This is a genomic window from Streptomyces mexicanus, from assembly GCF_902506575.1.
Lineage (GTDB): Bacteria > Actinomycetota > Actinomycetes > Streptomycetales > Streptomycetaceae > Streptomyces > Streptomyces mexicanus.
Genome location: NZ_LR732544.1, coordinates 72,278 through 94,098, shown reverse-complemented (window position 1 = coordinate 94,098; position 21,821 = coordinate 72,278). Strand labels below are relative to the sequence as shown.

General features: G+C 73.8%; 17 protein-coding genes. 8 read left to right on the top strand and 9 right to left on the bottom strand.

Annotated features, from left to right (window positions below):
• Nucleotides 1-145 precede the first annotated feature (145 nt).
• The 4 genes from GV126_RS00410 to GV126_RS00395 all read left to right on the top strand — a co-directional run bounded on the left by GV126_RS00410 (nt 146) and on the right by GV126_RS00395 (nt 4,141).
• A complete protein-coding gene (locus GV126_RS00410) occupies nt 146-1,075 on the top strand; it encodes a DUF3152 domain-containing protein (protein ID WP_159661909.1) in 930 nt (309 codons plus the stop codon).
• A gap of 166 nt (nt 1,076-1,241) precedes the next feature.
• Nucleotides 1,242-1,952, top strand: a complete 711-nt coding sequence (locus GV126_RS00405) for a DUF5701 family protein (RefSeq protein WP_159661908.1) — start codon at nt 1,242-1,244, stop codon at nt 1,950-1,952.
• A 153-nt stretch (nt 1,953-2,105) separates the two neighbouring features.
• Nucleotides 2,106-2,873 (top strand): class I SAM-dependent methyltransferase, encoded by a 768-nt coding sequence (locus GV126_RS00400; protein ID WP_159661907.1) that lies wholly within the window; start codon nt 2,106-2,108, stop codon nt 2,871-2,873.
• A gap of 251 nt (nt 2,874-3,124) precedes the next feature.
• The gene (locus GV126_RS00395) at nt 3,125-4,141 is read left to right on the top strand and encodes a zinc-dependent alcohol dehydrogenase family protein (RefSeq protein WP_159661906.1); all 1,017 of its coding nucleotides are present in this window, start codon (nt 3,125-3,127) and stop codon (nt 4,139-4,141) included.
• An 80-nt stretch (nt 4,142-4,221) separates the two neighbouring features.
• Here the strand turns inward: GV126_RS00395 and GV126_RS00390 are convergent, their stop codons facing one another.
• The 7 genes from GV126_RS00390 to GV126_RS00360 form a co-directional block, all read right to left on the bottom strand.
• Entirely contained in the window at nt 4,222-5,118 is an 897-nt protein-coding gene (locus GV126_RS00390) for a PfkB family carbohydrate kinase (RefSeq protein WP_159661905.1), read from the bottom strand.
• 125 nt (nt 5,119-5,243) lie between these two features.
• Nucleotides 5,244-6,254, bottom strand: coding sequence for an SIS domain-containing protein (locus GV126_RS00385; RefSeq protein WP_236569806.1), 1,011 nt, complete (start codon nt 6,252-6,254; stop codon nt 5,244-5,246).
• A gap of 50 nt (nt 6,255-6,304) precedes the next feature.
• Nucleotides 6,305-7,153: an ABC transporter permease gene (locus GV126_RS00380; RefSeq protein WP_159661904.1), complete on the bottom strand. Its 849-nt coding sequence runs from the start codon at nt 7,151-7,153 to the stop codon at nt 6,305-6,307.
• Entirely contained in the window at nt 7,150-7,977 is an 828-nt protein-coding gene (locus GV126_RS00375; protein ID WP_159673138.1) for an ABC transporter permease, read from the bottom strand. Before GV126_RS00375 ends, GV126_RS00380 begins: the two co-directional genes overlap by 4 nt.
• A gap of 44 nt (nt 7,978-8,021) precedes the next feature.
• On the bottom strand, nt 8,022-10,409 hold the full coding sequence (gene potA, locus GV126_RS37250) for a polyamine ABC transporter ATP-binding protein (RefSeq protein ID WP_328707317.1): 2,388 nt from the start codon (nt 10,407-10,409) through the stop codon (nt 8,022-8,024).
• Nucleotides 10,410-11,318: 909 nt separating this feature from the next.
• Complete coding sequence (locus tag GV126_RS37555; protein WP_419796035.1) at nt 11,319-11,909, bottom strand: DinB family protein; 591 nt, start codon at nt 11,907-11,909, stop codon at nt 11,319-11,321.
• Nucleotides 11,797-12,765, bottom strand: coding sequence for an NADP-dependent oxidoreductase (locus GV126_RS00360; protein ID WP_159661902.1), 969 nt, complete (start codon nt 12,763-12,765; stop codon nt 11,797-11,799). Before GV126_RS00360 ends, GV126_RS37555 begins: the two co-directional genes overlap by 113 nt.
• A 138-nt stretch (nt 12,766-12,903) precedes the next feature.
• On the opposite strand from GV126_RS00360, the gene GV126_RS00355 reads away from it, so the two are divergent.
• Entirely contained in the window at nt 12,904-13,281 is a 378-nt protein-coding gene (locus GV126_RS00355) for a winged helix-turn-helix transcriptional regulator (protein WP_159661901.1), read from the top strand.
• A 254-nt stretch (nt 13,282-13,535) separates the two neighbouring features.
• Here the strand turns inward: GV126_RS00355 and GV126_RS00350 are convergent, their stop codons facing one another.
• Nucleotides 13,536-15,878, bottom strand: a complete 2,343-nt coding sequence (locus GV126_RS00350; protein ID WP_159661900.1) for an ATP-binding protein — start codon at nt 15,876-15,878, stop codon at nt 13,536-13,538.
• Between the two features lie 112 nt (nt 15,879-15,990).
• On the opposite strand from GV126_RS00350, the gene GV126_RS00345 reads away from it, so the two are divergent.
• Entirely contained in the window at nt 15,991-16,902 is a 912-nt protein-coding gene (locus tag GV126_RS00345; RefSeq protein ID WP_236569804.1) for a hypothetical protein, read from the top strand.
• Nucleotides 16,903-17,021: 119 nt separating this feature from the next.
• Here the strand turns inward: GV126_RS00345 and GV126_RS00340 are convergent, their stop codons facing one another.
• Nucleotides 17,022-17,519 carry an MmyB family transcriptional regulator gene (locus GV126_RS00340; RefSeq protein WP_268977377.1) on the bottom strand — a complete coding sequence of 166 codons (498 nt, stop codon included), beginning with the start codon at nt 17,517-17,519 and terminating at the stop codon, nt 17,022-17,024.
• On the opposite strand from GV126_RS00340, the gene GV126_RS00335 reads away from it, so the two are divergent.
• Both GV126_RS00335 and GV126_RS35550 read left to right on the top strand, forming a co-directional pair.
• Entirely contained in the window at nt 17,518-18,111 is a 594-nt protein-coding gene (locus GV126_RS00335) for an SSI family serine proteinase inhibitor (RefSeq protein ID WP_159661898.1), read from the top strand. The genes GV126_RS00340 and GV126_RS00335 overlap by 2 nt on opposite strands.
• Nucleotides 18,112-18,449: 338 nt before the next feature.
• A partial coding sequence (locus GV126_RS35550; RefSeq protein WP_236569802.1) for a PAS domain-containing protein occupies nt 18,450-21,821 on the top strand: 3,372 nt, incomplete at its 3' end.

The following is a 21,821-nucleotide window of genomic DNA, read 5'->3' as shown; positions in this document are numbered from 1 at the left end:
GGATCATATGAGCGGCCGTGTGGGGCCGGTGTCCACGAAGAGGAGCGGGGGCGCGGACGCCCGTGCCGCGGTCGCCGAGATCGCCGTTATGTTTCCGTGATCATCCGGTCCAGGGGGCATCACACGAAGTCCCCAGCCTGGGGCCATGCCAGGAACCACACTGCCCTCGTCCACCGGGCCGGGCCCGGCCCGCACTCCAGGACACCGCAGCTCCCGCCGCCGGGCCCGCCGCCGTCGCCGGATGTATGTGCTGTGCACGGTGACGGCGGGCGGACTGTGTGCGGCGGCGCTGCTCGGGGCGGCGGGGGAGTGGTCGGACCGGGACGGTGTGCAGGCCTCGGCCTCGCGGAAACCCTCCCCGACCGCGAACGGGCCGTCACCGACCCGCGCGGCGGACGCCACCGGGAGGGCCGGCGACCGTTCCGGACCCTCGGCGAGGACGTCCGCGAAGGACACCAAGGACGGCAAAGGCACCGAGGGCTCGGCGGACGACACCTCGCCGGGGGCCGGACCGTCCGCCGGGAACGGCATCTTCCACACCGCGCGGGCCTCCGGGCGCGTGGCGGGCACCGGAACGATCCGGCGCTACGAGGTCCAGGTCGAGGAGGGCGCGGGCATCGCGCCCGACGAGGCGGCGCAGGAGATCGCCGGGATCCTCGCCGACCGGCGGGGATGGACCGCCGACGGCCACGACGCGTTCCAGCTGGTCTCGCAGGGACCCGTCGACTTCGTGGTGAAGATCGCAACCCCCGGGACCGTGGACCGGATCTGCGGCGCCGCCGGCCTGCACACCCGCGGCGAGGTCAACTGCGACGTCGGCAGCCAGGTGGTGGTCAACCTCAAGCGCTGGAACCTGGGCTCCCCCCAGTTCGACGGACCGCTGCACGAATACCGCGCGCTCATCGTCAACCACGAGGTCGGTCACCGGATCGGACACGGCCACGAAGGCTGCCCCGGACCCGGGCGCCCCGCACCGGCCATGATGCAGCAGATCGACGGACTCCACGGATGCGTGGCCAACGCCTGGCCCTACGACTCCCAGGGGCACTACCTCGGCGGCCCCGCCGTGCCGTGAGTCCGGGACGGATCGGGCTGCACCGGTCCGGAGCGGGCCGGCCCGGTCCGCAGGCGCGCACAGGGGCCCGGGAAACGGGAGCGCGTGAGACGGAGGCGGACGGGAACCTTCCGGCGGCCCGCGGGCGTTGGCCCCAGGCCCGTTCACCCGCGACCCCTGGAGCATCGTGCCCGAGACCTCGCACACCACCACCCGTCCTCCCGTCCTCCCGACCCTCCCGGCGCTCCCGCCCCTGAGCGCACAGGCCGAGCGGCTGATCGAGGCCGGGGTGCACGGACCGGCGGGACTGTCTGCCGCCGAGGTGCGCGCCTTCGCCTCGGCCGCCGAGGGCGATGAGGGCGGCGACGGGGCGCTGCTCGCCGTTCACCCCGACCGCGCCCCCGCCTCCGCACTGGCACCGCTGTTGCGCCGCGACGGCAGGCCGGGCTTCGTCGTCACCGACATGCAGGACGTCGACCTCTTCGCCCCGCTCGACACCATCGCGCTGCCCGACGCTCCGCTGTATCTGCTCACCGGCCTCGACCGGGGCGACCGGATGGCCGACTGGAGCCCGAACGAGGCGCTGCCCGCGCTGACGGCCGAGAACCGTACCCCGTTGCTGCTCACCGAGGGAATCCACTGGGTGCTGCAGCAGCCGGCCGTCCTGGAGCGCAACCACTGCTTCATGACCATCGGCTCCCGGCTGCGCACGGCACGGGGCACCCTGGACTCCCGTACGCCGGCGATCTGGATCAGCAACGGCACCGGGCGGGACGGACGCGAGCGCCGCAACGCCCCGAAGGTGGGCTGGTGCTGGGCGGGCAACCGGCACACCTGGCTGGGCTTCGCCTCCGCGACGGCCCGCCGGGTCCCTGAACCCCGGGCCACGGCTTCGTAGCAGCCGCAGGACCCGCTGGCCGGTCCGGGGCGCAGGCGGGGCGGGAAGTGTCCGGCGCACGGCTCGCGGACAGTCTTTCCGGGTGCCGCGGGCCGAGTGTCGCGGGCCTGTCGGCGGTCGCGAGCCAGGGAGCGGGGCTACGGTGTCACCACGATGAGGACGGACGAGCGCAGGGCGCGGATCAGCGAGGTGCGCCGTCGGCTCGCGCAGGAGGGGCCGGCGTGGACGCGGGACCGCGAGGCGGACTTCGAGACGGTCGCGGTCCCCGCGCGCCGCTGCGACCAGCTGCGTGACCTCCTGGTCTTCGAGGCCGCGCAGACCGTGGTCGAGGTCGGCCTCGCCTACGCCGGTTCCGCGCTCGCCATCGGCGAGGCGCTGGTCGTCGTCGACGCGCCCTGTCCTCGCCACTTCGTCATCGATCCGCTGCAGGAAAGCGTCTGGTCGAACGTCGGGTGGGACCTGCTGTGCGCGGCGGGACTGGACTCGATCGCCTCGCTGCTGCTCGCCCCGTCCTCGCTCGCGCTCCCGCAGCTGCTCACCGAGGGGGTCGTCGCCGACGCGGCGTTCGTGGACGGCAGTCACCGGTTCCACGAGGTCTTCGTCGACCTGTACTTCCTGCGGAAGATCGTCCGGCCGGGCGGGTTGATCGTCGTCGACGACTACGACGCGCCGTCGGTGCGCACCGCCGTGCACTACTACGAGCGGAACCTGGGGTGGACGGCGATCCCGGACGCCTTCCCCGGTGACGCCGCGGCGGCGGTCGCCGCCGGACCCAGCGCCGCGGAGCCGAGCGCCGCGCAGGCGAGCGGCACCGGTCCCGGGGACGCGCCTGCCGCGCGCTGCCGGGCCTTCCGCCTGCCCGACCTCTCGTTCGAACCTTCGTTCGAAAACTTCCATCCGTTCTGGGACTCCGGCGGTTGAGACTCCGGCCGCCCGCGAGGAGCCCTGAGGGGTGTACCGGCAGTACGCCTCCCGCCGGCGACTCGCTGCCCGTGCGGAAAACCGGTTACCTGGATGAGGTGGCACACCCGCCCCGCCGCGACCGTGGCGGGCAGGGGTGCCGCGGTCCCGGCCGGACAGGCCATGGCCGATCCCGGTCCCGGGGCCTGACACCGCACTCGGCGCCTGCCGGTACCGCCCCGTACCGCACGCCACGGCACATAAGGAATCCCATGCGCGGAGCAGTCATCTACGCACCCCGCGATGTGCGCTTCGAGAACCTCGACGACCCGAAGATCCTCCAGCCCACCGACGCGGTCATCCGGACGGCCGCGACCTGTGTCTGCGGCTCGGACCTGTGGCCGTACCGGGGGCTGGAGCCGATCGACGAGGCACACCCGATGGGCCACGAGTACGTCGGATTCGTGGAGGAGGTCGGCAGCGAGGTCACCTCGGTCGAGCCCGGCCAGTTCGTCGTCGGGTCCTTCGCGACCTCCGACAACACCTGCGCCAACTGCCGCAACGGCTGGCAGTCCAACTGCCTCAACCGCGAGTTCATGAGCACCTGCCAGGCCGACTACGTGCGCATCCCCCAAGCACAGGGCACTCTCGTGGCCACCGACGAGGTGCCCGACGAGGAGTTCTGGCCGAGCCTGCTCGCCGTCTCCGACGTGATGGGCACCGGCTGGTACGCGGCCCTGGCGGCCGAGGTCAAGCCGGGTTCCACCGCGGTGGTGGTCGGCGACGGGGCGGTGGGCCTGTGCGGCGTGATCGCCGCGAAGGAACTCGGCGCGGAGCGGATCATCGTGATGAGCCGCCACGAGCCCCGGCAGAGGCTCGCCCGGGAGTTCGGTGCCACCGACATCATCACCGAGCGCGGCGAGGAGGGCGTCGCCCGGGTGAAGGACCTGACGGACGGCATCGGCGCCGACGCGGTGCTCGAGTGCGTGGGGACCGCCCAGGCGATGCAGCAGGCCCTGCACGCGGCGCGGCCCGGCGGCAACGTCGGCTTCGTCGGCGTGCCCCACGAGGTGGCCATCGACGGGCAGGAGCTGTTCTTCTCCCACGTCGGGCTGCGCGGCGGTCCCGCCCCGGTGCGCCGTTACCTGCCCGACCTGATCGAGCGGGTCATGACGGGCCGGATCGACCCGGGCAAGGTCTTCGATCTCGTCCTGCCGCTGGAGCAGGTCGCCGAGGGCTACCGCGCCATGGACGAGCGCCGCGCCATCAAGACGCTCCTCAAGCCCTGACCGTCACAAACCCTGACGGTCCCACCCCGGGGGCGCGGCCGCCCGCGCCGGGCAGGCGGGGGCGCGCCCTCGATCCCGTCTCACGCCTGGACGGTCCTGCCCTCGGCGTCGTTCACCGGAGCGGGGCGCCCGCACCCGAAGGCGGCCTCGACGAAGCACTGCCGGTACGCCGCCTCCGCCCCCTGCTCCAGCGCACCCCGCAGCGCGTCGCGCGACGGCGGCGTCCCGCGCGACCAGCCGGCGCGCAGCAGCGACACGGCGAACCCGGTGAGGAAGGCGTCCCCGCACCCCATGGTGTCGCGCAGGGCCCGGGGGTCGGCGACCCGGGCCGCCACCGTGAGCGTGGCCCGGCCGTCGTGGACCATCGCCCCGCGCAGACCCCGGGTGGCCAGGGCCATGCCCGCCCCGCGCGCCACGGCCTGTGCGAGCACCGCGCGGGTGCCGGCCTCGTCCAGGTGGGCGCACGACAGCAGCGCCAGGTCCACATGGGGACAGACGCGGTCGAGGTAGGCGGGCGAGCGGAACTCCTCCTCGTCGGACAGGTCGAAGCTGACCAGCGGTCCGGCCGCGGCGAGCTTGGGCAGTTCCCCCTCGGTGCCGGAGTACACGCTGGAGTGCACCAGGGAGAACGACGCGGCGTACGCCGTCAGCGAGGCGTCCAGCACCAGCGGTTCCCGCACGGTGACACCTCCGCCGTTGTAGTCCACGAACACCCGCCCGCCGCCCGGCACCCGCAGGGTGGACACGCCGGTCTCGCCGTGGCGGACCACGCTGCGCCCCACGGCGACACCCTGCGCCGCCACGCAGTCGCGGACGAAGGCGCCGAGGTCGTCGTCGCCGAAGACCCCGAGGTAGGCGGCGTCCAGGCCGAGACGACGGGCGAACACGGCGACGTTGACGCAGTTGCCGCCGGGGTAGTCGGTGCCGCGGTCCACGAACCGGTCGATGGTGTTGTCGCCGAAACCGAGGATGTTCATCAGGGCTCCCGGGAGGCGGGCACGGGCGGCGGGGCCGCGGGTGTCCGTGAAGGGGCGCGCCGGTGCGGGGGACCGGCGCCGGCGCGCCCGTGCGGATGGACGGTGGGGGAGGTCGGGCCGGCGGGTCAGTAGTCCATGACGCGGTAGTAGCGGCGCAGGTCCAGGGAGTGGTCGCGCACCCGCTCCAGGTGCTTGCTGACCCGGTCCATCACGGTGTCCAGCACCAGCGGCGCGAGCAGGCCGCGGAACTCGGGGCTGATGCCTTCGAGGGCGTAGTCGCGGGTGTCGAAGACGGTGACGTCCTTCGCCACCCGCCGGGCGAAGGCCTCCGCGCGGTCGGTCAGCGCACGTGTCTCGTCCTCGCCCTGGAAGACGACGACACTGGTGTCCTCCTCCAGCAGCTCCAGGGAGCCGTGGAAGAACTCCGCGCTGTGCACCCGGGTGGTGCGCAGCCACTGCATCTCCTCCAGGATGCACATGGAGTACAGGTAGGTGAATCCCCACAGGTTCCCGCCGCCGATGAGGAAGTGGTAGTCGGTGTCCTTGTGGGCCTCGGCGAAGGCGGACGCCGCCGGTTCGGCCTGCCGCGCCACGTCCACGAGGACGCGGGGCAGCACGGCGATCTCGTCGGCGAGCCGGTGGTAGCCCTCGAACTCGCCCCGGCGGGAGAGCAGCCGGCCCATGAACAGCAGCAGCTGGATGTCGAACGGCCAGGCCTTGGGCGCCGAGACCAGTGCGGTGTCGACCTGCTGGGCGACGGGGGAGTCGGCGTGGCCGGTGAAGCCGACGGTGTGCGCGCCGCGTTCCTTGCAGTAGGCGATGGCGCGCAGGCTGTCGTCGGTGGTGCCGGAGACGGAGGTGAAGACGGCGGCGGTGCGCTCGCCCAGGCGGGCGTCGCCGGAGACGACCAGTTCGGCCGCGATGGCCGCCCGCACGGGCAGCGTGGAGCTGCGGCGGGCGAGGTGTTCGTAGGGCCACATCTGGGCGTAGGTGCCGCCCGCGCCGACGAGCAGGACGTTGTCGTATCCCTCGTCGACCAGGCGGTCGACCAGTGTCTCGATCGCCGGACGCAGGGCCACCAGGCTCTCGGTCTGGGCGACGAACTCGGCTTCGTTGAAGGACAGCAGAGACTGCACGGTGAAGGTTCCTTAAGGGTGGTGGAGCGGTGGGAAGGGGGGACGGGGGATCAGGAGGCGCGGCGCCGGGAGAACAGCACGTTCGCCGCGGCGACGACCAGACCGCCGAGGAAGATCAGCGTTCCCATGACGTTGACCTGCGGCGGCACGCCGGTGCGGCTGGCGCTGTAGACCCACAGCGGGAAGGTGACCGTCCGGCCGGCGTTGAAGCTCGTGACCACGTAGTCGTCGATCGACAGCGCGAAGCACAGCAGGGCCCCGGAGACCACTCCGGGCAGCAGCATCGGCAGGGTGACCAGCCGGAACGCCGTCCACGGCCCGGCTCCCAGGTCGCGGGCGGCCTCTTCCAGCGTCGGGTCGTGTCCCGCCATGCGCGCCCGGACGGTGATGGCCACGTACGGGACGCAGAACGCCACATGCGCGATCACGACGGTGCCGTAGCCGCGGGGCACGCCCAGGACGATGAACAGCGACAACAGGGCGGCCCCCAGGGCGATCTCGGGAGCGGCGATGGCGGCGAACAGCAGCAGGTCCACCGAGCCGCGGCCGCGGAAGCGGTAGCGACCCAGCGCCAGCCCGATCGGGGTGCCCAGGAGCGTGGCGGCCACGGCGACGACCAGGGCGATGGTGAGGCTGTTGACCAGGGCGGCGGTCAGGTTGGGGATGGCGAACAGATGCCGGTACCAGGTGAGGGTGAAACCCTGCCAGGTGAAGTTCACCTTGCTGTGGGTGTCGTTGAAGCCGAACAGGACCATGACGGCGATGGGCAGCAGCAGCCAGGCCAGCACCAGCCAGGTGTAGAGGGGCAGGGCGGGACGGCGGCGGGGCCGACGGCGGACGGTGTCCGGCCGGGGCGTGGCGAGCGCGTCCTCGCCGAGGGTGACGGTCTGCGTGGTCATCGCGCGGCGGCCTCCAGGACGTCGTCGGTGCCCAGGGCCCGGGCGTAGGTGAACACCGCCAGCAGCAGGGCACCCATGAGCACGAAGGACAGGGCGGCGGCCGCCGGATAGTCGAGGTTGGTGAAGTACTCGGTCTGGATGATGTTGCCGATCATGGTGGTGGACGGCCCGCCCAGAATGCCGGCGTTGACGTAGTCGGCGGAGGCGGGCACGAAGGTCAGCAGCACGCCGGCGAAGAGCCCGGGCAGCGACAGCGGCAGGACGACCCGCCAGAAGGTGGCAGCCCGGGAGGCGTACAGATCGGTGGAGGCCTCGATCACCTTGGGGTCCACCCGTTCCAGGGCGACGTAGACGGGCAGCACCATGAACGGCAGGAAGTTGTAGGTGAGTCCGCCGATCACCGCGTACGGCGTGGCCAGCAGGTGGAAGCCCTCGGGCAGCAGGCCCAGGTGCTTCAGCGGCCCGAGCACCACGCCGTTGTCGGCGAGCACCACGTTCCAGGACTGGGTGCGGATGACGAACGAGACGAAGAACGGCAGCAGGAGCAGGAAGAGGAACACCGACTTGTGCCGGCCCGCCCGGAAGGCGATCCAGTACGCCACGGGGTAGCCGACGAGTGCGCAGGCGACGGTGGCCGCGGCACCGTAGAGCAGGGACCGGACCAGCTGCACGTGGTAGGTGCGCACCACGTCGGCGTAGGTGGAGAAGTGGAAGGTCTGGCGGAAGCCGTCGATGAAGTCGCCGGTCTGCAGGGACAGCGACACCATGACGAGCACGGGGGCGACGAAGAACGCGGCCAGCCACAGCCAGCCCGGCAGGACCATCAGATACGGGGCGAGGGCCGCGCCGGGGCGCCGCCGGCGGCGGCTCACGACTGGTAGATCGGTTCGAACAGCGCGTTCCACTGCTTCTCCTCCGCTTCGTCGAGCACCCGCAGGTGGCGCAGCTTGGATTCGTCGGCCTTGCTCGGGAAGACCAGGGGACTGGTGCTCAGGGAGTCGAGCAGGGCGCGCCGCTTGCCGTCGGCGGCGGCCGCGTCCCGGGCGATGACCTGTTGCGCGGCCGGGACGGGACACACGAACTGCACGGTCTCGCTGATCCTCGCCGCGACCTCGGGCCGGTAGACGTAGTCCATGTAGGTCAGCGCGTCGACGGGGTGGGCGGCCGTGGCCGGGATGCACAGGTTGTCGGTCCACAGCAGGCCGCCCTCGTCGGGGATGACGAACTCCAGGCGCGATCCGCTCTGGTTGGCCTGGAAGACGTCCCCCGAGTACACCAGCGAGGCCCACAGGTCGCCGCGCTGCAGCGACGACTGGTAGGTGGCGGTGCTGTAGGAGCGGACCATGCCGGCGTCGCGCTGCCGGCGCAGCCAGGCCGCCGCCTTGCGCCAGTCGGCGTGGGTGGAGGTCTCCGGGTCGACGCCGACGGCGAGCAGGGCGACGTTGCCCATCTGCACCGCGTCGTTCCACATGCCGACCTTGCCGCGCAGCTTCGGGTCGAGCAGGTCCTGCCAACTGGTGATCCTGCGGCCCACCTTGGCCGGGTCGTAGCCGATGCCGGTCATGCCGGACTGCCAGGGCACGGTGTAGACGTTGCCGCGGTCGAAGGAGGAGTTCTTGAACGCGGCGCCGCCGTGGGCGGCGAAGTGCGGCAGCCGGGTGTGGTCCAGGGGCGCGAGGTAGCCCAGTTCGATGTACTTGGTCAGGTAGCTGTCGCCGCCGACGACCATCAGGTCGTAGCCGATGCCCTGGCCGGAGGCGAACTCGGGCTGGGTCTTGCCGAACCAGGAGGCGTCGTCGTCGATCAGCTCGCTGTAGGCGACCTCGATCCCGGTCTCTCGGGTGAACGCCTCCAGGGTGGGGTGCCTGCTCTGGTCGGCGGGATCGGCGTCGATGTACTGGGTGTAGTTGGCGAAGCTCAGCCGTCCCTTCCTCGCCTTGCCGGTCCAGAAGTCCCGCACAGCGGCGGCGATCTCGGCGGAACCGGTGGGGACGTGCCGGCGCGCGCCGGGGACGCTGCACGCGGCGAGCGGGGCCAGGGCTGCGGCGCCGAGCGCGCCGCGCAGCAGGTGGCGCCGGGACAGGCGGCGCTCGGTCAGTCCGCGCAGCAGGGGCGCGGCCGGTGCGGGCGCCGCGGAGGCGGTCAGCAGGTAGGAGTGGGCGGCGGACCAGGACAGCCAGACCGTCTCCCCGCGGGCCGGGGTCGCGGTGGCGGTGCCGTCGTTGGGCTGGAAGACGGTCATCTCCGTGCCCGTCGCCATACGCACCGTGTAGCTGGTGGAGGTGCCCAGGTAGACCACCTCCCGCACGGTGCCGCGCACGCGGCAGGCGGCGTCGGTGGGGCCGGTGGTCAGCGTGATCTTCTCCGGCCGCACGGTCAGTTCGACCGTCGCGCCGGGCTGCCGGGCGCCGCGCAGGGGAACGGTGATGCGCTGGCCGTCGCCCAGGTCGAGCGTCCCGGTGTCCTGTGCGACCGAGGCCAGGCGCCCGCCGATCAGGTTGGAGGTGCCGATGAAGCCGGCCACGAACGCCGTGGCGGGCCGCTCGTACACCTCCTGGGGCGGGCCGACCTGCTCGACCAGGCCGCGGTTCATCACGGCGATCCGGTCGGACATGGTCAGGGCCTCGGCCTGGTCGTGGGTGACGTAGATGAACGTGATGCCGACCTCGCGCTGGATACGTTTGAGCTCCAGTTGCATGGACTGGCGCAGCTTCAGGTCCAGGGCGCCCAGCGGCTCGTCCAGGAGGAGCGCGCGGGGGCGGTTCACCAGGGCACGGGCCAGGGCCACGCGCTGCTGCTGCCCGCCGGAGAGCCGGCGGGGGCGGCGGGCGGCCTTGTCGGCCAGCTCGACGGTGTGCAGGATCTCCTCGACCCGCTCGCGGATCTCCGCCTTGGGCACCCGCTTGCGACGCAGCCCGAACGCCACGTTGTCGGCGACGCTCAGGTGCGGGAACAGGGCGTAGGACTGGAACACCATGTTGATGTCCCGCTTGTCGGCCGGGACGCCGACCATGTCCCGGTCGTGCAGCAGGATCTGTCCGCTGGTGGGTTCCTCGAACCCGGCGATCATGCGCAGCGTGGTCGTCTTCCCGCAGCCGGAGGGGCCCAGCAGCGAGAAGAACTCGCCCTCGGCGATGGAGAGGCTGACCCCGCGCACGGCGGCCCCGTCCCGGGCGCCGCCGAATTCCTTGACCACGTCGACGAGGGTGATGGCCGGACCTGCGGCCGGTGGCGGGGAGGGGGTGTCGGTTGCCATCGGGTGGACCTCCGGGGCACCCGGCCCGGCCCGGTGACCGACGACCCACAGAAGCGTCGGCCGCCCTCCGGCCCGCGACCACGAACCGACCCGCCCGGCAGGTCGACAGACAGACAGGCAGGCAGGCAGGCAGGCAGGCAGGCAGGCAGGCAGGGTGCGACTCCCCCGGATGCCCGCCCCCACCCCGCTCTCCGGTCCAGACCACAGAGCGCGCCGACCGGCAGGGGGACCTATGAGGCGCCGGTCCCCCGCGCCCGGCTCCGCGGCGACCCGCACCGCGGGCTCGCCGCCGACCGTCGCCGCCTCTGCCTCCGGCCCGGCGTACGCGGTGGGTCGGCCTTCGGAGACCGGGCGGTGGCGGTTCTCGCCCGGCCCACGTCCGGGCGGAACCCGAACTCCCGCCGGCGGCAGTGCGGTCGAGGAGAAGCTCGGGGGCCGGGGCAGCCGGTGCCCGCCGGAGCAGGTCGGCCGCCACCCCCTTGGCGGGTTGCCGCGGCCTCCCGCTCAGGCGGCACCCTCAGCCGTGCCGGACGCCTCCGACCGGCCCGGCTTCTCATCCGCCCGGCGGGACCGCCCAGGCGTCGAAGATCGCCGGCCCTTACCGTCGGACCTTCTGCCCTGACAGGACGTCAGAGTTCGGGCAGCCCCTGCCGCGCGCCCAAGTCAAGGCCGCCCGTGCGCAGCCGCGAACGTCCCGCATCGGCCTTGATCCGCACGCTGATCGGATGCAGACCGGTCGTCCGGTTGTGGTTCAGTTCCGCCGACAGGACAAGGGGCAGGACAGCGGCGCCGTCCGTAGGCAGACGCCTACCGCACGGCGCGCGTCCAGGCCTCGGCCGAGCAGGCCGCCGCCGACGAAGGCACGGAAGCCGGCCACTCGCGCGACCCTTCGATCCGCGCACGCACGTCTCATGCGCCGGTAACTCCGTCGATCTGCTCGCGGATGAGGTCGGCATGACCGTTGTGACGTGCGTATTCCTCGATCATGCGCACCATGATCCAGCGCAGGGAGACTCCCTGATCGCCGACGTGACCCGCTTCCTGCTCGGACAGGCGGCCCGAGTCGTCCCATGACGCTCCGGCGGTCAGCTCACGGCCCCGAGCGATCTCCGCCTGCCACACGGTCATCGCCTCATCGAGCCCGCGTACCGGCTGGAGGGCAAAGCCGTCCGCGTTGCCCTCTCCGAAGACCGGCGGCACGTCCTGGCCGGCGAACACGCGCTGGAACCAGTTGCGCTCCACCTCAGCCATGTGCTGGACGAGACCGAGGAGCGTCATCGACGAGGGGGCCGGGTGGCCGCCGCCGGACCACCGCCAGGCACGGGTGGCCGGCAGCGGCGCGAGTCGCGGAGCACCTGGTGCTCCGCCGAACCGCCGGCCGACGCGATCAGTCGGTGACGGTGAGGACGAGCTTGCCGCGGGTGCGGCCGGCTTCGCCGCGGGTGTGGGCCGCGGCGACCTGATCGAGCGGGAAGGTCTCTTCCACTTCGACGGTGACATGGCCGGCGTCGATCAGGTCGCTGATCGCCGTCAGCGCGGCACCGTCCGGCTCGACCAGGAAGGGGGTGGTCCGGACGCCGGCCGCCTCGGCGGCCTGAGCCAGTTCCGGGGAGACCCCGTCCGGGACGGCGACCAGCAGGCCGCCCGGGCGCAGGACCTTCAGCGCACGGGTGCTGGTCCGGTCATGGGCATCGCCCACCAGGTCGATGACGACGTCGACGGCGTCGGCGGCGTCCTCGAAGCGGGTGGTGGTGTAGTCGATGGTCTCGTCGGCCCCGAGCCCCTTCAGCCAGGTGTGCCGTGCGGCACTGGCGGTGGCGATCACGTGGGCGCCCAGGTGCCGGGCGAACTGGACCGCGAAGTGGCCGACCCCGCCCGCGGCGGCGGTGATCAGGACCCGCTGGCCGGCCTGCACCTGGGCGGTGTCGACCAGGGCCTGCCAGGCGGTCAGTGCCGCCAGCGGCACCGCGGCGGCGTGCACGTGGTCGAGGGTGGCGGGCTTGCGGGCGAACTGTCGGGCCGGGGCGGTCACGTACTCGGCGTAGGCGTTCGCGGCGCGCGGGAACCACGGCATGCCGTACACCTCGTCGCCGGGCTTCAGGGTGGTGACGCCGAAGCCCACTTCCTCCACCACGCCCGACACGTCCCAGCCGAGGGTGAACGGCGGCTCGCCCAGCACGCCGGCCATGCCGCCGCCGGCGCGGCTCTTCCAGTCCACCGGGTTGATCCCGGCCGCGTGCACCCGTACCAGCACTTCGGTGGGCAGCGGCGCCGGGCGCGGCACCTGCTGGATCCGCAACACCTCAGGGCCGCCGAAACCGTCCTGGACCACCGCGCGCATCGTGTCTGCGGACATGCGTCATCTCCTGAGAAGCATCCTGTGGAACGGCCTGAGCAGCCGTCCCGCTGACATCGACGACGCTATCGACAGGCATATACTTACCTTCAAGGTCTTCTACTTCCCATCGGGAAGTGTCCTGGTGAGAGAGGGAGCATGACGACAACCTGCCCCAGCGGCCAGCACGCGGACCACGACGTCTACGCCGCTCAGTGCCCTTGCCGCGCCCTGCTCGACCTGCTCGCCAACAAGTGGTCCGCTCTGGTCATCGGTGCCCTCGAGGACGGGCCCCAGCGCTTCGGCGAACTCCAGCGCAGGCTCCAGGGCGTCAGCCCGAAGGTGCTGACCCAGACACTCCGCCGCCTCGAGGACTTCGGCATCCTCGACCGCACCGTCTATCCCGCCGTCCCCCTGCACGTCGAGTACGCCCTCACCCCCCTCGGCCACAGCGCGGCGGTCCCGCTCAACGCGCTCCGCTCGTGGGTCGAGGACAACATCGACCAGGCCCTCCGCCCGGAGCCGGCCGCGCCCTGACAGGGCGGCCGGGATCCGGCCGAGCGGGTGCCGGGCCGCGAGCGCCGACCGACCGTGGACGTCCTCGGCCCGGTCGTCGCGGTCGTCGCCCTCGTGGCGAACACGTACGAGAAACACCGCGGGCATCACCCCGCTCGACCAGGCCGCCCCGTACACGCCGGCGGCGCCATCCGCAAGGTCGGTCCTACCGGCGGGGGGGGGCCGCGGCAGAGGGGCGCGGGACTCGATGACCACGGAGCTGTGACGGATCGCCCTCAGTTCCCGGCGGGTTCGGCGCGCTGCTCGTGGGCCCACACCGCCAGCTGCGTGCGCGAGGTGAACCCCAGCTTGGCCAGGATGCGCTCGACGTGGTTCTCGGCGGTGCGCTGGGCGATCGTCAGGCGCGCCGCGATGTCCTTGTTGGTCAGGCCCTCGGCGACCAGCTCCGCGACCTGGCTCTCGCGTCGCGTCAGCCCCGGCACCTCGGCCGCGTCGTCCAGCACCCAGGCCATCGCCTCGTCCACGCCGGCGCGCGCGCCGCGGCCGAACTCCCGCTCGAACGCGGCGGCGGGCAGCGCCTGCCGTACCGCGGCCTCGAAGCGCAGATGCTGTGCGCTCATGAACGGCGCCGAGCCGAGCCGCCCTCCCACCGACTCCCACATCATGTGCAGCACGCCCAGGAGGCGGGCCGCCCGCCGCGGGGCGTCCTGGGTGCTCCACGCGATGACCTCCACGCACATGGCCACGTCCCACCAGTCCTGGAACGGGCGCAGCCGGGCGATGGCGGCTCTGGCGTGGGTGATGGCGTCGGCGGGAGCGTGTGCCCGCCAGGCCAGCAGGGCACGGGCGAGCAGGGCCATGCCGCGCAGCCATGACTCGTCGTGCGCGCGGGCGGCCGCCTCGACCTCGCCGCACGCCTCCTCGGCCGCGGCGACGTCGCCTCCGTAAGCATGGGCGATGGCGAACTTCACCCGGCATTCGAGGGCAGCGTCGAGGCAGCCCTGCGCGCGGAACTCGGTGCGTGCCCGGGTGAACAGCTCGGCGGCGCCGACGAAGTCCTCCCGCCACACGGCGAGGATCCCGTGGTGGTGCCACACCCACGCCGACTGGCGCCGGTGGCCGCCTCGCCGGGCCGCCGCCTCGCACGCGGCCAGCGCTTGCCGCACCTCGGGCTCCGAATCGCCCTGCAGGATGCCCAGATAGGTGTCGGTGACCTGGGCCTCGAGGCGGACGGCGGCGTCCGGGCCGGCCGCGTCGCCGGCGTCGTGCTGCGCGCGGTCGGCGGCGAGCAGTCGCGACAGCCAGCGGCGGCCTTCGGACAGCAGGCCCGCGGTGATCCAGTAGTGCCGGGGCGACACGGCCAGGCCCAGACCGGCCCGTGCCTGTCCGGGCTGCTCCAGGCAGAACTCAAGGGCGGCGCGCAGGTTCGGGTGGTCCAGGCGCAGCCGCGTGAACCAGTCGACCTGCCGGGGCCCGAACCATTCCCGCTGGGCTCGTGCGGTCAGTTCGGCGTACCGGTCGCGGTGGCGGGCGCGGATCGCGTCGAGCGAGCCGGACGCGGCGAGCCTCTCGTGCCCGTACTCCCGTACCGTCTCCAGCATGTGGTAGCGGGAACGCCCGTGCTCCTGACGGCAGGTGACGATCGATCTGGCCACGAGCGCGTCGAGCGTGTCCAGCAGGGCGGCGGCCGGCAGTTCGGCGTCGGTGCAGACCTGTTCGAGGCTCTCCAGGTCGAAACCGCCGCGGAACACCGAGGCACGCGCCCACAGCAGCCGCTCGCGGTGCGTGCACAGTTCGTGGCTCCAGTCGATCAGCGCACGCAGGGTGCGTTGCCGGCCGGTGGCGACGCGGCTGCCTCCGGTCAGCAGCGTGAACCGGTCGGTGAGCCGCTCCAGGATCTCTCGCGGGGCCAGGCTCCGGATCCGGGCCGCGGCCAGCTCGATCGCGAAGGGCAGCCCGTCCAGCCGGCGTACGAGCTCGGCGACGGCGGCGGCGTCCGACGCGGTCACGGCGAAGCCGGGCAGCACGGCGGCGGCCCGGTCGGCGAACAGCGCGACGGCCGGATTGCGGTTCAGGGCGCGCAGGTTGCGGGCCGTGTCCGCGTCGGGTACGGGCAACGGCTCCACGGGGAAGACACGTTCGCCCGCGATACCGAGCGGCTGCCGGCTGGTCGCCAGGACGCGCAGCCCGGGCGCGGCCCGCAGCAGCGCATCGGTGAGGCGGGCGCACGCGTCGATCAGGTGCTCGCAGTTGTCCAGGACCAACAAGGCGCGGCGCTCGCCGAGCCGGGCGGCCAGGGCGGCCACCGCGTCGGCGCCGGGCCGCCCCGGGTTCGCCACGTCGAGGATGCCGAGCACGCTCGGGGCGAGCAGCTGGGGGTCCCGCAGGTCGGCGAGTTCGGCGACGTACACCCCGTCGGGGAAGGCGGAACGCGGCGCGTCGGCCGCCACGCGCAGCGCCAGCCGGGTCTTGCCGACGCCGCCGACCCCGCTGAGCGTGACCAGACGCGCGCCGGAGAGCAGCCGGGCGATCCGGGCCGTCTCCGCGCGCCGCCCGATCAGCGGCGTCAGTTCACTGCCGGGGCCGGTGAACGCCCCCTCGACTGCCCCCGTTTCCATGGGCGGTCATTTTACGGGCGCGCGGGGATTGAGTAGTTCTCCCGTTGTCCGGCGCGCACGCCCGCCCGAGACTCGACGGCGCGGTATCGGACGATCTTGTGAGGTGTGTGTGGTGTCAGCAGATGCGGCGGCGGGGCGGGAGCGGGCCGGGCAGCTGGGGAAGCGGGTGTGGAGCTATCAGGGAACCTTCTCGCGCCGGCTGCTGACCCTTCTGGTCCCGCTCGTCATCGTCTTCATCGTGCTGTGCACCCAGGCAGGTGACACCTACGGCGAGGAGTCCTCCTTCCGTATCACGTTCTGGGCGGTGCTCGGGGCGGCCGTGGTGTGTCTCGCCCTGTGCGTGCGGCACTCCCGGATCCGGATCCGGGAGTACGAGCACGGTTTCGAGCTGTGCCGGCCCGGTCGCCGCACGCTGCGGTACACGTGGCAGGAGATCGCTTCCGTGGAGTCGACCCGCGTGTCCGTCCACATCAACCTGTGGCACTCCCACGACGTGCTCAAGACAGTGATCCGACCCTACGCGGGCGGCCGGATCCGCCTCAGGGGCCTGGACTATGTCAAGGTCCGCGAGGAGACGGGCTTGGGGAAGAGGTTTTCCGGGGCGACCCCCGACACCGGTGAACACTTCGTCGCGACCGCGACGCAGGCCGTTGCCGAGGCCCTTGCGCAACGCCATCTGGACGAGGTCCGCGCGGGCGGCGAACTGCGCTGGGGCGCCCTGACGTTCACGCGCGAAGGGCTCACCCTCGATCCCTTCCCCGGCATCGTGCCCTGGTCCCGGATCACCCTGGTCAGCGCCGGCCCGGACGAGGGCTTGAAGCTCGACGTACGGGGACTGGCCGCGCACGTCGGCAGTCCGGCCCTTCCGGCACGCGCGACGAAGGCGGGCTACCGCACCGAAGGGGACCGTCTGAAGGTCTTCATCCCCACCCGCCGCCCCGGAACGGACTACGCGGCGCTGAGCATACTGCTCGCACACGGCCCCTCGCTGCACCGCGAGGAACACGAGGACCGCGAACGATGACGCGACGCGGTACACCGACGACGAGGAAGGCTCGGCGACGGTCCCTGGGCGTGCCGAGAACCGCCGGCGCACCGGGTGGGCCCTGAGGCGGGCGGGGTGGAACGGGTACCCCGCCTTCCTCAGCCGAGGGAGGCGAGCAGGCGCAGCCGTTCGGCGGACGGCGTGCCCTCCCGTGCGCCGCTGAAGATGATGCGCACCCCTGGGTCGTCGGTCAGCCGGACCACTTCCTCATGGAGCGTCATGCTGCCGACCTGAGGGTGGCGGTACGCGCGTACCGAGGGCAGGCAGTCACTGACCGGGTGTGCGGACCAGATCCGCACGAAATCCCGGCTGTGGACGCTCAACTCGCCGATGAGGGCATGCAGTTCCTGGTCATCGGGGTAATGGGCCGCCGCATGGCGCAGGTAAGCGGTGAGGTCCCTGGCCTGCGCCTCCCAGTCCGGGAAGAGATCCCGGGCCGATGGGTCGAGGAACGTCATGCGGGCGATGTTGGGCCGGGGCCGCCCGGGGGCCCGCGGCGGGCACACCCGGGCCGCCAAGCCGGCGGACAGGGCCGGGGGACGGGGCCCAGGGCGGGTCGCGCAACGTACCGGGGGCTGCCGCGTTAGTCCGGGCATGGTGCAGCTCAGTTCTTCTCCCGCTTCCTCCTCCTCTTCGTCCGCAGGGTGCTCTTCCCCCTCGGAGTGCTCTCCCCCCTCAGGGCGCCCCGGCTCCCCCCAGCGCTCGGGTGCCGGCCCGCGTCGCGTCCTGCGGCGCGTCCTCCTCGGTGCCTCCGCCTGCGTCGCCGCGCTCACCGCGGCGGCGGCCCTGCCCGCCGCCGCGGCCACCGGCGCGCCGCCGCCCGTCCGGGACGAGGACCGGGTCGGCGACCACCTCACCGTCACGGATCACCTCACCGTCACGGTGCGGCACGCGGGCGCGGCGCACGACGGGACCTACGAGCTGTACTGCCATCCCGAGGGCGGCACGCACCCGGACGCGCGGGGCGCGTGCGCGGTGCTCGCCCGGAGCACGCGCTGGGGGCACGACACCTTCGCGCCCGTGCCGCAGGGCAGCGCCTGCACCATGCAGTACGGCGGGCCGGCCACCGCGCACGTCACCGGCACCTGGGCCGGACGCCCGGTGGACGCGACGTACGACCGCCGCAACGGCTGCGAGATCGGCCGCTGGAACGCGCTGGTGCCCCTGCTGCCCGACCTCCGTTCCTGACGACGAGCGAGCCGGGGCCGGGACCGAGGCCGGGCCGGAACAACCGGAACAACCGGACCCGGGACCGCGGCCGGGACCGAGGGCGAAGCCGGGACCGAGAGCAAGGCCGGGACCGGAGCCCGGACCGGGACCAAAGGTCGGTAAAGGTCCTGCGGAGGTCGTGCGAAGCGGAATCGTACGGTCACAGGTTCGACCTCGTATCGTCGTGCGACCTCCCTCTCATCCGGCGCCGCGCGCGCAACCTCAGCGCATAGACTCGCTCGCGTGACACGCTGCGGGCCGGTTGGCAAGATGACCCCCGCGGTCGGCAAGGTGCGGTGACAGGGAGGAAGCGTCTCGTGAGCAGCAGGCCATCCCGAGGCGCTGCTCGCCTCGCTGCCATACTCGACGCGCTGCCGGACGCGCTGCTGCTGGTCAACGCCAACGGCACCGTCGTCAACGCCAACACCATCGCCCTGGAGGCGTTCGAGACCCCGGGCACGGCCCTGGTGGGGCGCGGGCTGCTCGATCTGCTGCCGCAGTTCGACTCCAAGCTGATCCCCGGGTCCATGCGCCGCCCCGACCACATCGACCCGCGCGGCCGGACCAAGCCGACCCGGATGGTGGCGCGGCGCACCGACGGCACCGAGTTCCCGGTCGAGGTCACGAGCGCGAACCTGCAGAACGGCCAGCAGGCCTACGACAGCTCCGGATACACCGGCGACGAACTGCTGATGCTGGTGGTGCGCGACCTGTCCGGCACCGTGGACACCGAAGCGGAGCTGGCCCGTTCGCAACGGCAGACCGAGATGATCCTGCGGGCCGCCGCCGAGGGCGTCGTGGGCACCGACACCGACGGGCGGATCGTCCTCGTCAACCCGGCCGCCGCGCAGATCCTCGGCTACCGCGCCGGTGAACTGGGCGGCCGCGAACTGCACACGCTCGTCCTGCACTCCCGCGCCGACGGCTCCCCGTTCCCGTACGACGAGTCGCCGCTCGCCGACACCCTGCGCTCGGGCCGCAAGCACCGGGTGCGCGGGCAGGTGCTGTGGTCCAAGGCCGGGGAGAAGGTGCCCGTCGACCTGACCACCGCGCCCGTGCGCGACGGCGACCAGCTCGTCGGCGCCGTGATGACCTTCACCGACCGGCGGCCCTACGACGCCCTCGTCGAGGAGAAGGCCGCCGCCGAGAAGCGGCACGCCGAGGAATGCGAACGCCTTGCCGAGGAGCACGCTTCCGAACTCACCGCCCTGCGCCAGCAGCACGTCACCGAGATCGAGGAGCTGACCGAGCGGCACGCGGAGGAACTCGCCGCGAACGAGGAGCGGTACGCCGCCCTCGGGGAGCGCGAGAAGGACCGTTACGAGGCACTCGCCGCCCGGCACGAGCAGCTGCTGACCCTGCTCGGCGGCTCCCTGCGCGGCCCCCTGGACGAGCTGCGCCGCGAGCTGTCCGCCCTCGCCGCCGACGACGCCGGGCAGCTGTGGCCGGAGGCCAACCAGGTCCTGCACCACCTCTCCGCCGGCTACTCCCGCATCACCACCCTCATCGACAACGTCCTGTCCTACCAGCGCCTCGACGTCGGCAGCGAGGAGATCACCCGGACCAAGGTGATGCTCGACGCCGTCGTGGCCGCCGGCATCGACGGCGCCGTGGAACTCGTCGGGCCCGGCCGGGTGCAGTTCGCCGTGCACGCGCCGCCCATCGAGGCCGAGGTCGATCCGCGGCGCCTGGCCACCGCGCTCGCCCACCTCGTCGCGGACGTCGCGGGCGTCGACGCGACCGGCAACGCCCCGGTGTCGGCGAGCGGTTACATGGACAACACCGTCGTCGTGGCGGCCGCCCAGCGCGGCGAGGTCGCGCGCATCGAGGTGCGCGGCCCGTACTCCGGCGGCGACCCCGTGCACGAGCCGATCGTGCGCGGGATCGTGCGCGCGCACGGCGGCGTGCTGCAGACGCACCAGGTACCGGGGACGAGCGGCAGCGCGTACGTCCTCGAAGTGCCGCTCGGCGGCGGCGCGGGGGCCGTTCCGGCCGACCACGCCGGCCGGACCGACCAGGCCGACCAGGGCCGGGCCCCGGCCGGTCACGGTCTGGCCGCCCTGGGGCCGGCCGCCGACGCCCACCCGGGTCCGGACGCGGGAGCCGCGGAGGCCGGCGCCGCGCCGGTCGCCCTGCCCGCGCAGGCCCCGGCCGGCGGCCGGCGGCGCGCGCGCCGGGCGTCCACGGACGCGTTCCTGGAGGCCGAGGGCGACGCCTCCGCCGTGCCGTCCACTCCGACCGGGCGGCGCAGGCGGCGGGCGGCCGAGGAGGCCCCGCAGATCCCGGCCCAGGCCGGCGGTGAGGCGTCCGGCGGCACCGGCCGGCGCCGCGGGCGGCCCGCCGAGGACGCGGCCGCCGCCCAGGGTTCCGTGGTCACGGCGGCGGAGCATGCCGCGGGAGCGGCGGCCCCCGGCGCCGGCCGGGGCGGCACGGTGCCGCCGCGGGGCGTGCCCGCGCCCACCGGCCGCCGTGCCCGGCACGGGGGCGGCGAGCCCCACGCGCTGCCGTCCGGTCCGAGCGCCCTGCCCGCGCCGACGCACGCCCAGCCCGCCGCGCCGAACACACCGGACGCGTCGAACACGCCGATCGGGCCGAACGCTCCCGGTGGGTCGCAGGGACAGGCCGCGCCGGCCGGCGCCCCCGGCCCGGACTCCGCCGCTGCCGCCGCGCCCGCGGCGCAGCCGACCGGGCGCCGTCGGCGGGCCCTGGCCGCGGCCGCCGAGCGGGCCGCCGCGCAGGAGTCCGCTCCCCGTACGGTGTTCGCCCTGCCGCCCGCCGAGGCCGACCGGCCGTCGCCCGGGCCGGAGGCTCCGGCCGCGCCCGGCCAAGCCGAGGCCGCGGGCCATCTCCCGGGCCAGAACCCGGCGCAGGCCGTGCCCGGGGCCGCCGGTACCGAGGGTGCGCCGCTCGACGCCGGGCAGCTCGACACCGGCCACCTCGATGCCGGACCGCACGGCACCGGGCACCATGACGCCGTACCCCACGACCACGCGGACGGCCGCACCCCGCCGCAGCCGCACCCCGCGGGCGCGCCGACAGGACGTCGGCGGCGGGCGGTGGCCCAGCCGCCGGAGCCGGGGGCGCCGGGTGCACGGCCCGTGGCGCCCGGGCGACAGGAAGTGCCGGGAGCACCCGCACTTTCCCCGGCTGTTCCGCAGACGGGTTCGCAGGGCGCTCCGCAGGCGGCTGCCGGTCAGCCGGCCGGGGCCGCGCACACCCCTGGGCAGCCGGTGCCGCCCGCGCAGCCGGCGCCCGGACCGGCCGTGCCCGGGCAGAACCCCCAGCACCCGGCCGGGCAGCACCAGCCGTCCGGGCAAGATGCCCTGCCTGCTCCCGCGCAGGCTCCCGGCCCCGGGACCGCAGCGGGCATGCCACTCCCCGCCGAGGCCACGCCCGCGCAGGGCGTTCCGGCCTCCGCAGTGCCCACGCCCGGAGCCCCGGCACCGGGACATCAAGCACCCGGACATCAGGCACCCGGCAGCCGGCCGCCTGCCGGCCCTGCGGGAACCGGCCCCGCGCGGACCGCGGGGCGGGCCCGCGGCCCGCCGCGGCCGCGCCGCGGGCGGGCCGGCGTGCGCCGCGGCCGGCGCCGGCCGCCCCCCGCGCGGAGGGGGCGGGGGCGCCCCGCGCCGCGGCGCCCCCTGCGACGCGCCCGCCGCGGCGCCCGCGCCGCCGCGCCGGGGCGCCGG